Annotated in this window: 11 protein-coding genes; all 11 read left to right on the plus strand. The window is 70.8% G+C overall.

Annotated elements, in window-relative coordinates; translation table 11 throughout:
• Positions 1-17: 17 nt before the first annotated feature.
• Positions 18-1,094: a mechanosensitive ion channel family protein gene (locus J7E91_RS17525; RefSeq protein ID WP_214905218.1), complete on the plus strand. Its 1,077-nt coding sequence runs from the start codon at positions 18-20 to the stop codon at positions 1,092-1,094.
• An 88-nt stretch (positions 1,095-1,182) separates the two neighbouring features.
• Complete coding sequence (locus J7E91_RS17530; protein WP_214905221.1) at positions 1,183-2,394, plus strand: ROK family transcriptional regulator; 1,212 nt, start codon at positions 1,183-1,185, stop codon at positions 2,392-2,394.
• A 51-nt stretch (positions 2,395-2,445) separates the two neighbouring features.
• Positions 2,446-3,780 carry an ABC transporter substrate-binding protein gene (locus J7E91_RS17535; RefSeq protein WP_214905224.1) on the plus strand — a complete coding sequence of 445 codons (1,335 nt, stop codon included), beginning with the start codon at positions 2,446-2,448 and terminating at the stop codon, positions 3,778-3,780.
• A gap of 7 nt (positions 3,781-3,787) precedes the next feature.
• The gene (locus J7E91_RS17540; protein WP_214905228.1) at positions 3,788-4,735 is read left to right on the plus strand and encodes a carbohydrate ABC transporter permease; all 948 of its coding nucleotides are present in this window, start codon (positions 3,788-3,790) and stop codon (positions 4,733-4,735) included.
• A gap of 5 nt (positions 4,736-4,740) precedes the next feature.
• Positions 4,741-5,637, plus strand: coding sequence for a carbohydrate ABC transporter permease (locus tag J7E91_RS17545; protein ID WP_214905231.1), 897 nt, complete (start codon positions 4,741-4,743; stop codon positions 5,635-5,637).
• A 14-nt stretch (positions 5,638-5,651) separates the two neighbouring features.
• Positions 5,652-6,917, plus strand: coding sequence for a 6-phospho-beta-glucosidase (locus J7E91_RS17550; RefSeq protein ID WP_214905288.1), 1,266 nt, complete (start codon positions 5,652-5,654; stop codon positions 6,915-6,917).
• The gene (locus J7E91_RS17555) at positions 6,908-7,879 is read left to right on the plus strand and encodes a BadF/BadG/BcrA/BcrD ATPase family protein (protein WP_214905234.1); all 972 of its coding nucleotides are present in this window, start codon (positions 6,908-6,910) and stop codon (positions 7,877-7,879) included. The genes J7E91_RS17550 and J7E91_RS17555 overlap by 10 nt, the downstream gene beginning before the upstream one ends.
• A 426-nt stretch (positions 7,880-8,305) precedes the next feature.
• Complete coding sequence (locus J7E91_RS17560; protein WP_374224730.1) at positions 8,306-9,655, plus strand: hypothetical protein; 1,350 nt, start codon at positions 8,306-8,308, stop codon at positions 9,653-9,655.
• An 8-nt stretch (positions 9,656-9,663) separates the two neighbouring features.
• Complete coding sequence (locus tag J7E91_RS17565) at positions 9,664-10,710, plus strand: glutamate ABC transporter substrate-binding protein (RefSeq protein WP_214905303.1); 1,047 nt, start codon at positions 9,664-9,666, stop codon at positions 10,708-10,710.
• Between the two features lie 142 nt (positions 10,711-10,852).
• Positions 10,853-12,136 carry a hypothetical protein gene (locus J7E91_RS17570; protein WP_214905306.1) on the plus strand — a complete coding sequence of 428 codons (1,284 nt, stop codon included), beginning with the start codon at positions 10,853-10,855 and terminating at the stop codon, positions 12,134-12,136.
• The coding region (locus J7E91_RS17575) for a serine/threonine protein kinase (RefSeq protein ID WP_214905237.1) at positions 12,133-13,698 on the plus strand (1,566 nt) is incomplete at its 3' end. The genes J7E91_RS17570 and J7E91_RS17575, both read left to right, overlap by 4 nt.

Below are 13,698 nucleotides of genomic sequence, written 5' to 3' on the forward strand. Positions count from 1 at the left end.
GCCTGGAGGTCCCCGCCGTGCCCTGGTCCGTCCTGTCGGCCGCTGATCCGACGCCCGAGCACCAGCAGCCCGTCACCTTCGACGAGGCGGCGCAGAAGGCGACCAATGCCGCGAGCTGGGTCGAGCAGAACTGGTCCACCTGGCTGAGCGTGGGCCTGCGCATTCTCTTGATCGTCGTGATCGCCGCGATTCTGCGTACGGTCATCCGCCGCTCCCTCACCAAGCTGATAGCCCGCATGAACCGCAGCGCCCAGGCGGTCGAGGGCACCCCGCTCGGCGGCCTCCTGGTGAACGCCGAGCGCCGCCGCCAGCGCTCGGAGGCGATCGGATCCGTACTGCGCTCCGTCGCGTCGTTCCTGATCCTGGGTACGGCCGCCCTGATGGTGCTCGGCGCGCTCAACATCAATCTGGCGCCGCTCCTCGCCTCCGCGGGTGTCGCGGGTGTGGCGCTCGGTTTCGGTGCGCGCAACCTGGTCACCGACTTCCTCTCCGGCGTCTTCATGATCCTTGAGGACCAGTACGGCGTCGGGGACAGCATCGACGCGGGAGTGGCGTCCGGCGAGGTCATAGAGGTCGGTCTGCGTGTGACGAAGCTGCGCGGCGACAACGGTGAGATCTGGTACGTCCGCAACGGCGAGATCAAGCGGATCGGCAACCTCAGCCAGGGCTGGGCCACGGCCGGTATCGACGTACAGGTACGTCCGACGGAGGACCTGGACCGGGTGCGCGCGGTCATTGTCGAGACGGCTGCCGTACTCGCCAAGGACGAGCCGTGGAACGAGCTGCTGTGGGGCCCGGTCGAGGTGCTCGGCCTGGACTCGGTGCTGCTCGACTCGATGGTGGTGCGGGTCTCCGCGAAAACGATGCCGGGCAAGGCGCTCGGCGTCGAGCGGGAACTGCGCTGGCGCATCAAGCAGGCCTTCGACCGGGCGGGCATCCGGATCGTCGGCGGCCCCGCGGTGCTCGGCGACGAGGCCGCGTCGGCCGACCCGACGGCGGGCATGGCGGCGCCGTCGGCACTGGCCAGCCCGACGTCCCCGCAGTCCCTCGCGGCGTCTCCGATTCCGCCGCCGGCCACGAATCTCCACAAGTAGCCGAGCGCTCTTGACGGCCGCCCTGCCTCCGCCCTACTTTCGTCCCACCAAATAGGAAACTTTCCTAACAGTGGATGGGTGCATTGCCATGGCCGGTACGCCGAGTACGCCGGGCACGCCGCGCGTTCTGCGGGCGATGAACGACAGGGCCGCCCTCGACCTGCTCCTGGAGCACGGCCCCCTCTCCCGTACGAAGATCGGCAAGCTGACCGGTCTTTCCAAGCCCACCGCGTCCCAGCTGCTCGTCCGCCTGGAGACCGCCGGCCTCGTCGTCGCCACCGGTACGACGGAGGGGCGCCCGGGACCGAACGCCCAGCTGTACGCGGTCAACGCGCGCGCCGCGCACGTGGCCGGCCTCGACGTGACGCCGCAGCGCATCCGCGCCGCCGTCGCCGACATCACCGGCGCGACCGTCGGTGAGTTCGAACTGCCGACCCCGGGCCGCCGCGCCGAGTCCGTCGTACGCCAGGTGACCGACGCACTCGACGGCGCGGTGAAGGCCGCCGGTCTCGTACGGGCCGACGTGCACCGCGTCGTCATCGGCACGCCGGGCGCCTTTGACCCGGGCACCGGGCGCCTGCGGTACGCCTCCCACCTCCCCGGCTGGCACTCTCCCACCCTCCTCGACGAACTGGCGGCCGTGCTGCCCATGCCCGTCGAGTACGAGAACGACGTGAACCTGGCCGCCGTCGCCGAGCAGCGGCTGGGCGCGGCGCGGGGACATCAGGACTTCGTACTGCTGTGGAACCACGGCGGCCTCGGCGCCGCGCTGGTGATCGGCGGCCGGCTGCACCGCGGCTGGACCGGCGGCGCCGGCGAGGTCGGGTTCATGCCGGTGCCGGGCACTCCGCTCGTACGCCGGGTGACCAAGGCCAACTCCGGCGGCTTCCAGGAGCTGGCGGGCGGTCAGGCCGTGCCGCGGCTGGCGCGGGAGCTGGGCATCGCGGTGCCGCCCGGCGAGACGTACATCGATGAGGCCATCGCGCTGATCGGCGAGGCGTCGCGGGCGGACGGCGGACCGTACCAGGAGCTTCTCCAGGCCTTCGCGACCGGGCTCGCGACCGGTCTCGCCTCCATGGTCGCCCTCCTCGACCCCGAACTGATCGTGCTGTCCGGCGGGGTCCTCGTCGCCGGCGGCGAACCGCTGCGCGCGCTGGTCCAGGCGGAGCTGGCCGAGCTCGCCGCGCCCCGGCCCCGGCTCGTCATCGGTTCCGTACAGGAAGAGCCCGTACTGCGCGGGGCGTTGGAGAGCGCTCTCGCCACCACGCGCGACGAGGTCTTCGACACCACCGCCCGCTAGCCCCTCCCCTCCCCTCTCCTCCCCATGACCCCTGCCCCTGGGAGCTTCGCCATGCGCAGAAACAGCCGTCTCACCGCGTCAGCCGTCGTCGTCGCCGCGATGTCCGTGCTCGCCTCCGCGTGTACGGGGCAGCCGGAGACCGGTGCGACCGACGACCCGAACGCGAAGACCACGATCACGTTCTGGCACGGCTGGAGCGCCCCGAGCGAGGTGAAGGCGATCCAGGCGAACGTCGACCGCTTCGAGGCGCGGCACAAGAACATCAAGGTGAACGTCGTCGGCAACATCAACGACGACAAGCTCAACCAGGCGCTGCGCGCGGGAGGTTCGAAGGGCCCGGACGTCGTCTCGTCCTTCACGACCTCGAACGTCGGGAAGTTCTGCTCGTCGGGCGCCTTCGCCGACCTGAAGCCCTTCATCGAGAAGTCGGAGCTCGACCTGGAGAAGACGTTCCCGAAGGTGACGCTGGAGTACACGCAGTTCGAGGGCAAGCGGTGCGCCATGCCGCTGCTCACCGACGCGTACGGCCTCTACTACAACAAGGACGCCTTCAAGAAGGCCGGTATCGCCTCACCCCCCAGGACGATGTCCGAGCTGACCGCGACCGCGAAGAAGCTGACGAGGACCAGGGGCGACAGTTACGAGCAGCTCGGCTTCATGCCGAACTACCACGGCTACGAGACGACCACCGAGCACTACATGGGCAGCTGGGACCAGCAGTACTTCGACGCGGACGGCAAGTCGAACATCGCCAGGGACCCGGCCTTCGCCGCCATGTTCAGGCAGCAGAAGAAGCTGGTCGACGAGCTCGGCGGCTTCGAGAAGCTGGAGAAGTTCCGCGGCACCTTCGGTGACGAGTGGGGCGCCAAGCACCCGTTCCACACCGGGCAGGTCGCGATGCAGATGGACGGCGAGTGGCGGCTCGGGATGGCCGAGGACGCCAAGGTGCCGTTCGAGGTCGGTGTCGCGCCCATGCCCGTCGCCGACGACGAGGCCGACAGCTACGGCAAGGGCTTCCTGTCCGGCACGATCATGGGCATCGCCCCGGCCAGCAGGAAGCAGAACGCCGCCTGGGAACTGGTCGAGTTCATGACGACCGACACCGAGGCCGTCGTGGAGTTCGCCAACGCGATCCGCAACGTGCCGTCCACCTTCGACGCGCTGAAGTCGCCGGACCTCAAGCTCGACCCGCGCTTCAAGACGTTCCTGGACATCGCGCGGCACCCGAAGTCCAGCACCCCGGCGGGCGCCGTGAACGGTGCGACGTACCTCCAGACGATCCAGGAGTTCGGCTACCAGTACGAGAAGGGCGCGGTGAAGGACCTGAAGGCCGGGCTGGAGAAGACCGCCGCCCAGATCGACACCGACATCGCGAAGGCGAAGTAGCCCGCCGATGAGCACGACCGCGCACCCGCTCCGCTCCAAGCGTCGCAGGTCGGCGCTTCGGACGGCGGCGTTCATGTCGCCGTGGCTGGTCGGCTTCAGCGTCTTCTTCGCGTACCCGCTGCTGTCGACCGTCTATTTCTCCTTCATGCGGTACGACGGTTTCGGCGTCCCCGCCTTCAACGGGCTCGACAACTGGACGTACGTCTTCAGCCACTACCCCATGTTCTGGCCGTCGCTGCGCAACACCCTGTGGCTGGTCCTGATCATGGTCGGCTGCCGGGTCGTCTTCGGGCTGGGCATCGGACTGCTGATCACCAGGATCAAGACGGGCACGGGCCTCTTCCGCACCCTCTTCTACCTGCCGTTCCTGGCGCCGCCGGTCGCCGCGACGCTCGCCTTCGTCTTCCTCCTCAACCCGGGGACGGGACCGGTCAACTCGGTCCTCGGGGAGCTCGGGCTGCCGACCCCTGGGTGGTTCAACGACCCGTCCTGGTCGAAGCCGGCGCTCACCATGCTCGCGGTGTGGGGCATCGGTGACCTGATGGTCATCTTCATGGCCGCGCTGCTCGACGTACCGAAGGAGCAGTACGAGGCGGCGGAGCTGGACGGCGCGTCCGCGCTGCAGCGCTTCCGCTTCGTCACGCTGCCGAACATCTCACCGATCGTGATGTTCGCCGTCGTCACCGGCGTTATCCAGACCATGCAGTACTACACACAGCCGCTGGTCGCGGGAAAGGTCGCCTCCGGCATCATCGGCGGCTCGGGCCAGCAGTTCGAGCCCGGCTATCCCGACAAGTCGACGCTGACGCTTCCCCAGCTCGTCTACAACCTCGGCTTCCAGCGGTTCGACTACGGGTCCGCGTGCGTCGTCGCCCTCGTCCTGTTCGCCCTGGCCATGGCCTTCACCGCGCTTCTGATGCGGCGGCGCGGCGGCATCCTCCAGGCAGGTGAATGACCGTCATGACTCAACTACTGGACGCTCCCGCGAAGGTGGCGGCGAACACCTCCACACCGGCTGAGCGCACCGCGCGCCGCAAGGCGCTGCTGCACTGGATCGCCGTCCACTCGCTGGGGACCGCGGCCGCGCTCTTCTTCGTGCTGCCGTTCGTCTTCGTCGTACTGACGTCGCTGATGAACGACCAGCAGGCGCTGACCCGCGACCTGACGCCCAACACCTGGGAGTGGGGAAACTACGTCAAGGTCTTCGAGACGCCCGGCTTCCTGACCTGGTGGAAGAACACCCTGCTGTACGCCGGGCTCGGCACCGTACTGACCGTGGTGTCGTCGGTCCCGGTGGCGTACGCGCTCGCCAAGTTCCGCTTCCGGGGCCGCACCCTGTCCCTGATGCTCGTCATCTCCATGATGATGCTGCCGCCGCAGGTGGTCATCATCCCGATGTACCTGTTCTGGGCGAAGCAACTGGACCTGTCGGGCACGCTGTGGCCGCTGATCATCCCGATGGCGTTCGGTGACGCCTTCTCGATCTTCCTGCTGCGGCAGTTTCTGCTGACGATCCCGAACGAATACCTGGACGCGGCGAAGGTCGACGGCTGCGGCGAGCTGCGGACGCTGATCCGGGTCGTACTGCCGATGGCCAGGCCGGGCATCGCGGCCGTCGCCCTCTTCCAGTTCTTCTACGCCTGGAACGACTACTTCGGCCCGCAGATCTACGCCTCCGAGAACCCTGCCGCCTGGACGCTGTCGTACGGACTCGAATCCTTCAAGGGCGCGCACCACACCGACTGGAACCTGACCATGGCCGCGACCGTACTGGTCATGGCCCCTGTGATCGTCGTCTTCTTCTTCGCCCAGAAGGCGTTCGTAGAAGGCGTCACACTGACCGGAGTAAAGGGATGACGACCATGACCGGCATGAAACTCGCGGTGGTGGGCGGCGGCTCCACCTACACCCCCGAACTGATCGACGGCTTCGCCCGTCTGCGGGACACCCTGCCGATCGAGGAGCTCGTCCTCGTCGACCCGGCCGCCGACCGCCTCGACCTGGTGGGCGGCCTCGCCCGCCGCATCTTCGACCGGCAGGGCCACCCCGGCCGCATCACGACCACCTCCGACGTGGACGCGGGCGTCGCGGACGCCGACGCGGTGCTGCTCCAGCTCCGCGTCGGCGGGCAGGCCGCCCGCCAACAGGACGAGACGTGGCCGCTGGAGTGCGGCTGCGTCGGGCAGGAGACGACGGGCGCCGGCGGTCTCGCGAAGGCGCTGCGTACGGTCCCGGTCGTCCTGGACATCGCGGAGCGGGTACGCCGCGCGAACCCGGACGCCTGGATCATCGACTTCACCAACCCCGTCGGCATCGTGACGCGCGCGCTGCTCCAGGCGGGCCACAAGGCGGTCGGGCTGTGCAACGTCGCGATCGGCTTCCAGCGGAAGTTCGCGAAGCTGCTGGAGGTGGCACCCGCCGACGTGCACCTGAACCACGTGGGGCTCAACCACCTCTCCTGGGAGCTGGGGGTACGCCTCGGCGGGCCCGAGGGCGAGGACGTGCTGCCGAAGCTGCTCGCCGAGCACGGTGCCGCGATCGCCGACGACCTGCGCCTGCCGCGCGCGGTGCTCGACCGCCTGGGCGTCGTCCCTTCGTACTACCTGCGCTACTTCTACGCGCACGACGAGGTTGTACGTGAACTCGGGACGAAGCCCTCGCGGGCGGCGGAGGTGGCGAAGATGGAAGCGGAACTCCTGGCGATGTACGGCGATCCGTCGCTGGACGAGAAGCCCGCGCTGCTCGCGAAGCGCGGCGGCGCGTTCTATTCGGAGGCGGCGGTGGATCTGGCGGCCTCGCTGCTGGGCGACGGCGGCAGCCCCGTCCAGGTGGTCAACACGTACAACAACGGCACGCTGCCCTTCCTCGCGGACGACGCGGTCATCGAGGTCCAGGCACGGGTGGACCGGACGGGCGCCACGCCGCTGGCCGTGCCGGAGCTGGACCCGCTGTACGCGGGGCTCGTCGCGAACGTGACGGCGTACGAGGAACTGGCGCTGGAGGCGGCGCTGCGCGGCGGCCGCGACCGCGTCTTCAAGGCGCTGCTCGCACACCCCCTGATCGGCCAGTTCGAGTACGCCGACGGGCTCACCGACCGGCTGATCGCGCACAACCGGGAGCACTTGGCGTGGGCGTGACCACAGTCGCCGTGATCGCCATCGACGCGGGCAACAGCAAGACGGACGTGGCGGTGGTCGGGGCGGACGGTTCGGTCCTGTCCGCCGCGCGCGGTGGGGGGTTCCAGCCGCCGTTGGTGGGGGTCGGGGCGGCGGTCGACGCGCTGGCGGAGACGGTCGGCCGGGCGCTGGAGGAGGCGGGTGCGACGGACGCCGAGTGCGTCTCCGCCTGCCTCGCCAACGCCGACCTTCCCGTCGAGGAGGAGGAGTTGCAGGCCGCGGTGCACGCGCGCGGCTGGGGGCGTACGACGGAGGTCCGCAACGACACCTTCGCGATCCTCCGGGCGGGTGTGGACGAGCCGCGCGGCGTCGCGGTGGTGTGCGGCGCGGGCATCAACTGCGTCGGCATGCTGCCGGACGGGCGCACTGCCCGCTTCCCTGCGATCGGCCGGCTCTCCGGCGACTGGGGCGGCGGCGGGGGGCTGGCGGACGAAGCGATCTGGTTCGCGGCGCGGGCGGAGGACGGCCGGGGCGAGCGCACGGAGCTGGCGCACGCGCTTCCGGCGCACTTCGGGCTGCCGTCGATGTACGCGCTGATCGAGGCGCTGCATCTGGGGCGTATCGCGCCGGGGCGGCGGCACGAACTGGTGCCGGTGCTCTTCGCCGTGTCGGCGGAGGGTGACCGGATCGCCCGGTCGATCGTGCACCGCCAGGCGGACGAGATCGTCGCGATGTCCACGGTGGCGCTGGGACGCCTGGGCCTCCTCACCGAGGAGGCGCCGGTACTGCTGGGCGGCAGCGTCCTGGCGGCCCGCCACCCGCAGCTCGACGACCGCATCGCGACCCTGATGTCGGACCGCGCCCCGAAGGCGACCCTGCGCGTGGTGACGGCCCCACCGGTCCTGGGCGCGGCCCTACTCGGCCTGGACCACGTCGCGGCCCCACCGGAGGCACATACACGGCTGCGGGGCCGTTACGCGTGAGCGGGTGCCTGCGGCCACTTCCCCGGCCCGCCCCTTCCCGAACCGGGGCTCCGCCCCAGACCCCGGTCCTCAAACGCCGGACGGCTGAAAGTTGCCCAGGAGTGACTGGCCCGGCTCGCGTCGGGCCGCAGCGGCGAATTCCAGCCCGTCCGGCGTTTGCGGACAGCGCCCGGAGGGCGTCGGGGGCTGGGGCAGCGCCCCGGTTCGGGAAGGGGCGGGGTGGAGAACAGCCCCGCAGGGAACCCAGTGGCCGAGCCCCGGCCCGGGAACCACCGCAGCGCGCCCCGCGTATACATGGTGGGGAGATTCAGAACGCGCAAGCCTTGATCGGCACAAGATCCAGTCAATCCTGGTGTGGAGACCGGTCCCTGCGGCCATACTGCTTGCCGGGCACGGCAGACCGTCAATGACCGAGGGGGAGGTCACGTGGCACACCCGCCGAATGTGCGCGAGGCGCAGCCACCCGCCCGGACCACCGCGTGGTCGGAGGGCGTGGACCGCCTGCGCGCGGGAGCGACGACCGAACCCGGCCGGCTGCGCATCATCGGCGCCCTCGTAGCCGCGCTCGTAGTCGCGTTCGGTGCGGTGACCGCCTGGGAGATCTCCGACCGCGCGGCCGCCGCCGACGACGTGGTGACCCGCAGCCAGCCGCTGAGCGCCGACGCCGCGAGCATCTACCGTTCCCTCGCCGACGCCGACTCCGCCGCCGCCAGCGGATTCCTGGCGGGCGCGCAGGAACCGCAGGACGTGCGCGAGCGGTACGAGGACGACATCGCGACCGCCTCGGCGCTGCTGGTGAAGGCCGCGGCCAACACGGACAGCACCAGCGCCTCCGGACGCGAGATCACCACCCTCAACAGCCAACTCCCCCAGTACACCGGCCTGATAGAACGTGCCCGCGCCAACAACCGCCTCGGCCTCCCTCTCGGCGGCGCCTACCTCCGGTACGCCAACGAGCGCATGACCACCGAACTGCTGCCCGCCGCCGAGCGGCTGTACAAGGCGGAGACCAGCAGGCTCGGGGACGACTACGACGACGCCCGGGTGTGGCCCTTCGTCGGGCTCGGTCTCGGAGTCCTCGCGCTGGGCGGCCTCGGCTGGGCCCAGGGGCGCAACTACCGGCGTACCAACCGGGTGTTCAACCACGGTCTGCTGGCCGCGAGCATCGCCTCAGCCGTCGTCCTGCTGTGGCTGGGCATAGGGCACGCCGTCGCGCGGGCCGAGCTGGAGGACGCCATGGCGCACGGCCAGGAGTCGCTCGAAGTCCTCAACGACGCGCGCATCAACTCACTCAACGCCCGCGCCAACGAGAACCTCACCCTGGTCGCGCGCGGCGCCGTACTGGCCGAGGACGGCAGACGCGACCTGTACGAATCGCAGTACGCCGACGGCATGAAGGCCCTCGGGCAGCGCCTCGCGCAGGCGCGCGGGCTCGCCGACGACCTGCACGGCAGCGACCCCGTGGCGGAAGCGGCCGACAAGGCCGCCGAGTGGCGCAAGCGGCACACCACCGCGCGCGCCACCGACGACAGCGGCGACTACGAAGGCGCCCTGGCGAAGGTCATCGGTGGCAAGGGCTCCACGGGCGAGTGCTTCAACGGGGTCGACGCGGCGCTGGAGAAGGCGCTCGCCCACGAGCAGGCGGAGTTCACCAGGGCCGCCGAGGGCAGCCGGGGCGCGCTCTCCGGGCTGCCGTTGGGAGCCGCGGTCCTGGCGGTGCTGGGCGCGGCAGGCGCCGTGCTCGGCATCGGGCGCCGGCTTTCGGAGTACAGGTAATGCGGGTGATGCGGGAGATGCGGGAGATGCGGGCGGAAGGAGGCGCGGTGACCAGGTCGGGCAGCAGGTACGGCGGCACCGGCAGCAGGCTGCGCGGCTGGGGCGGCGTGGCCGGGATGGCCGCGGCCTGCGCGCTCACGGCCGCGGTCACGCTGCTGCCGATCTCCCACGGCGCCGGGGCGGGGCAGGACCCGGATGCCGCGGGGCAGGGTGTGACGCGGGCGGTCGCCACGCGGGCGGACACCTGTGAGGACCCGGAGGCCAGCCTGCGGCCGTCGGGCGCGGAAGGACCCGCGATCGAGAAGATCAAGGCACGGGGCAAGCTGATCGCCGGCGTCGATCAGAACAGCTTCCGCTGGGGCTACCGCAACCCGGCCACCCGTGACCTCGAAGGCTTCGACATCGACCTGGTGCGCGCCGTCGCCGAGGACATCCTCGGTGACCCCGACAAGGTCATCTACCGCGCCATACCCACCAATCAGCGCATCCTCGCCCTCCAGGAGGGCCGGGTCGACGTCGTCGTCAGGACGATGACGGTCACCTGCGCCCGGATCAAGGACGTCGCGTTCTCGACCGCGTACTTCCAGGCGGGACAGCAGGTGCTCGCCCCCAAGGAATCGACGGTCAAGGGCTACGATGCCTCGCTCGCCGGCAAGAAGGTCTGTACGGCGAAGGGCTCCACGGCGTACGACGCGCTGGCCGCGAAGTCGTTCGGCGCGCGGTTCGAAGGGCTCACCGTGTCCAACCAGCTGGACTGCCTGGTGCGGCTCCAGCTCGGCGAGGTCGACGCGGTGGTGACGGACAACGCCCTGGCGGCAGGCCAGGCGGCGCAGGACCCGGCGGTCGAGCTGAAGGGCGAACCGTTTACTCAGGAGTACTACGGCATCGCTACGAAGCTCGGCAGCGACGATCTGGTACGCCGGCTGAACCAGGTCCTCGACGACTACCGCGAGGGCGGCGACGACGGCCCGTGGATGAAGGCGTACGGCAAGTGGCTGAAGGAAGACCTGCCCGGCATAAAGAAACCACCGGAGCCGAAGTACCGGGACAATTGAGCCGGTTGAATCCTGGGCAGAACGACACGAGGCAGTGCATCGCGGAAGCCGGAAGCCTGGAAGCCGGAAACCGGAAGAGCAGAAAAGCGGAAGAGCGGAGAGGTGATCGATGAGCGTGGCGGCGGATGCCACCGGGCCGGTGATGGACCGGGACGAGGTGGACCGTGCGCTGGCACGGCTCGGCGCGGAGTACGAGGCCATCGAGAGCTCGCTCCTCGCGCTGCAGGATCACGCCGGCCGCAGGCTGCTCGAAGGCGCCGAGCTGACGGGCATCACGCTGGAGCGCTGGAACGCCACAGAGCCGGCCATCACCCTGCTGTGGTCGTACTTCGACACGTACACCGCCGCCCTGCGCGCCGCCCGTGAGCTGCGGGCCCGGCGGCGCTTCCCCACCCGCCAGGACCTGTCCGAGCTGACCGACCTCCTGCGCGGCGAGAGCGTGACGGTGGCGGGCGGCGCGTCCGCCCACGCCCAGCCGTCCCTCACCGGGCCCGCCAAGCTCTGCGAGCGGCTCACGCTGGCGGCGCTGGTGTCCCGGATGAACGACCTGTACGCGCAGTCGCTCGACATGGTCGTCACGGCGGACGCGGTGTGGTCCGCGCTGCCGGCCCGGATCGACCTCCTCGCGGCCGAGCTGCAGCGCACCCGTTCGCTCGCGCACTCCGTCGGCGTACGGCCCGGTGAGCATCCGTCGGGCGACGACCTGGAGTCGATCACCCGCGAGCTGCCGGCGCTGCGCTCCCAGGTGGTGACCGATCCGCTGGCCTTCTGGCGCCCGGGGCTGGGCAGTTCGGCGCCGGGCGGCGGGCGGCCCGACACCGAGCGCTACGACCGGGCGGCCCGCGCGCTGGAGGAGGTCAGGCGCGAGATCGACGCGGTGCTCACCGTGCGGCAGGACGCCGAGCAGCGGCTGGTGCGGCTGCGTGACGTGCTCTCGCGCGCGGACCGCACGCTGACCGAGGCCAGGTCCGCGCGCGGCGAGGTGCTGGCGAAGATCGCCGCCTCCGAGGTGCCGGCGGTCGGCGGCCCGCCCACCGCTCTCCAGGATCAGCTGGTGCTGGCGGCCGACTACCGCAGGCACGCCCAGTGGCACCGGCTCTCGCCGCTGCTGGAGTCCCTGGAGCGCGAGGCCGAGGACGAACTGCTGCGGGCGCGCGAGTCGTTGACCGCGGTCACCGCGCCGCTTGCGGTACGGGCTGAGCTGCGCGGCCGGCTCGACGCGTACAGGGCGAAGGTCGCCAGGCACGGCATGGCCGAGGACCCGCTGCTGATCGAGCGTTACGACGTGGCCCGCCGCATGCTGTGGAGCGCGCCGTGCGACCTGCGGGCGGCCGAGCAGGCGGTGCTGCGCTATCAGCAGGCGGCCGCGGAAGTCCTGGTCCCGCGGCAGACCGAGCCCAGAGGCCACACGGGGAACCCGTCATGAGCCAGTGCCGGCGCCCCGGGTGCGAGGGGTCGTACGAGGACATGGGCAGCGGCGAGTTCTACTGCGGCACCTGCGGGCTGGCTCCCGTCGTCTCGCCCACCGGGATGCTGGCGTCGCCGCCGACCGGGATGGCGGCCGACGGCCGCAGCGGCAAGGGCGGCGCGGGCGGCGACAGTTCGTCCGGGCGCAGCGGCTCGCGCGGCTCGTCGCGTGCCTCCTCCCGCTCGTCGCGGTCCTCGACCTCGCGCCGCTCGGTCTCCGGCCGCCTCTCCCGCTCCCTGTCGGGCGCGTCCACCTCCGGGTCCGTCTCGGTCCGCAGTTCCGGTGCGTCGACGGGCGCTTCCGGGCGCAACCGGCTGGGCGCGGGCCTGGTCTCGATACCGGACGTGCCGCGCCCCGATCCGCAGTCCGCGGTGATGGAGAACCCGGAGGTCCCGGAGCGCAAGCGCTTCTGCTCGCGGTCGGACTGCGGGGCGCCGGTGGGGCGTTCGCGCGGGGACAGGAAGGGGCGTACGGAAGGCTTCTGCACGAAGTGCGGGCACCCGTACTCCTTCGTGCCGAAGCTGAGCGCGGGCGACATCGTGCACGGCCAGTACGAGGTCATGGGCTGCCTGGCGCACGGCGGCCTCGGCTGGGTCTATCTGGCGGTCGACCGGGCGGTCTCGGACCGGTGGGTCGTGCTCAAGGGCCTGCTGGACACGGGCGACCAGGACGCGATGGCCGCGGCGATCTCGGAGCGCCGCTTCCTCGCCGAGATCGAGCACTCCAACATCGTCCGCATCTACAACTTCGTCGAGCACCTGGACCAGCGCACCGGCTCCATGGACGGTTACATCGTCATGGAGTACGTCGGCGGCAAGTCGCTCAAGGAGATCGCCAACGAGCGGCGCGGCCCGTCGGGCAGGCGAGATCCGCTGCCGGTCGAGCAGGCGTGCGCGTACGGCATCGAGGCGCTGGAGGCGCTGGGGCACCTGCACAGCCGCAATCTGCTGTACTGCGACTTCAAGGTCGACAACGCCATCCAGCAGCAGGACCAGCTGAAGCTCATCGACATGGGCGCGGTCCGCAGGATGGACGACGACGAGAGCGCGATCTACGGCACGGTGGGCTACCAGGCGCCCGAGGTCGCGGAGGTCGGTCCGTCCGTCGCCTCCGACCTCTATACGGTGGCGCGCACGCTGGCCGTGCTGACCTTCGACTTCCAGGGCTACACGAACGTCTTCGTGGACAGCCTGCCCGACCCCGCCAACATCGAGGTCTTCGGTAAGTACGAATCCTTCTACCGACTGCTGGTACGGGCGACCGACCCGGACCCGGCGCGGCGGTTCGCGTCGGCGGCGGAGATGGCGGAGCAGCTGACGGGCGTGCTGCGGGAGGTCGTGGCGCTTCAGACGGGCCGCCCGCGTCCGGCGCTTTCGACCCTGTTCGGCCCGGAACTACGCGTGCCGGACACGCGGTTGTTCGCGGAACTGACGGGCGATGTGTCGCGGCTGGGCGGCCGGGCCGCCCCGACGGGACGCCGCGCGTGGCGCGCCCGGCGCGCGGGCGCGGGCGCCCTGGGC

The organism is Streptomyces sp. ISL-99, assembly GCF_018614005.1.
Taxonomy (GTDB): Bacteria; Actinomycetota; Actinomycetes; order Streptomycetales; family Streptomycetaceae; genus Streptomyces; species Streptomyces flavidovirens.

Excerpts from the sequence above, each read along its gene's own strand:
- J7E91_RS17530 (WP_214905221.1), top strand. The coding sequence starts at position 1,183 with ATGGCCGGTACGCCGAGTACGCCGGGCACGCCGCGCGTTCTGCGGGCG.
- J7E91_RS17535 (WP_214905224.1), top strand. The coding sequence starts at position 2,446 with ATGCGCAGAAACAGCCGTCTCACCGCGTCAGCCGTCGTCGTCGCCGCG.
- J7E91_RS17540 (WP_214905228.1), top strand. The coding sequence starts at position 3,788 with ATGAGCACGACCGCGCACCCGCTCCGCTCCAAGCGTCGCAGGTCGGCG.
- J7E91_RS17545 (WP_214905231.1), top strand. The coding sequence starts at position 4,741 with ATGACTCAACTACTGGACGCTCCCGCGAAGGTGGCGGCGAACACCTCC.
- J7E91_RS17550 (WP_214905288.1), top strand. The coding sequence starts at position 5,652 with ATGAAACTCGCGGTGGTGGGCGGCGGCTCCACCTACACCCCCGAACTG.
- J7E91_RS17565 (WP_214905303.1), top strand. The coding sequence starts at position 9,664 with ATGCGGGAGATGCGGGAGATGCGGGCGGAAGGAGGCGCGGTGACCAGG.
- J7E91_RS17570 (WP_214905306.1), top strand. The coding sequence starts at position 10,853 with ATGGACCGGGACGAGGTGGACCGTGCGCTGGCACGGCTCGGCGCGGAG.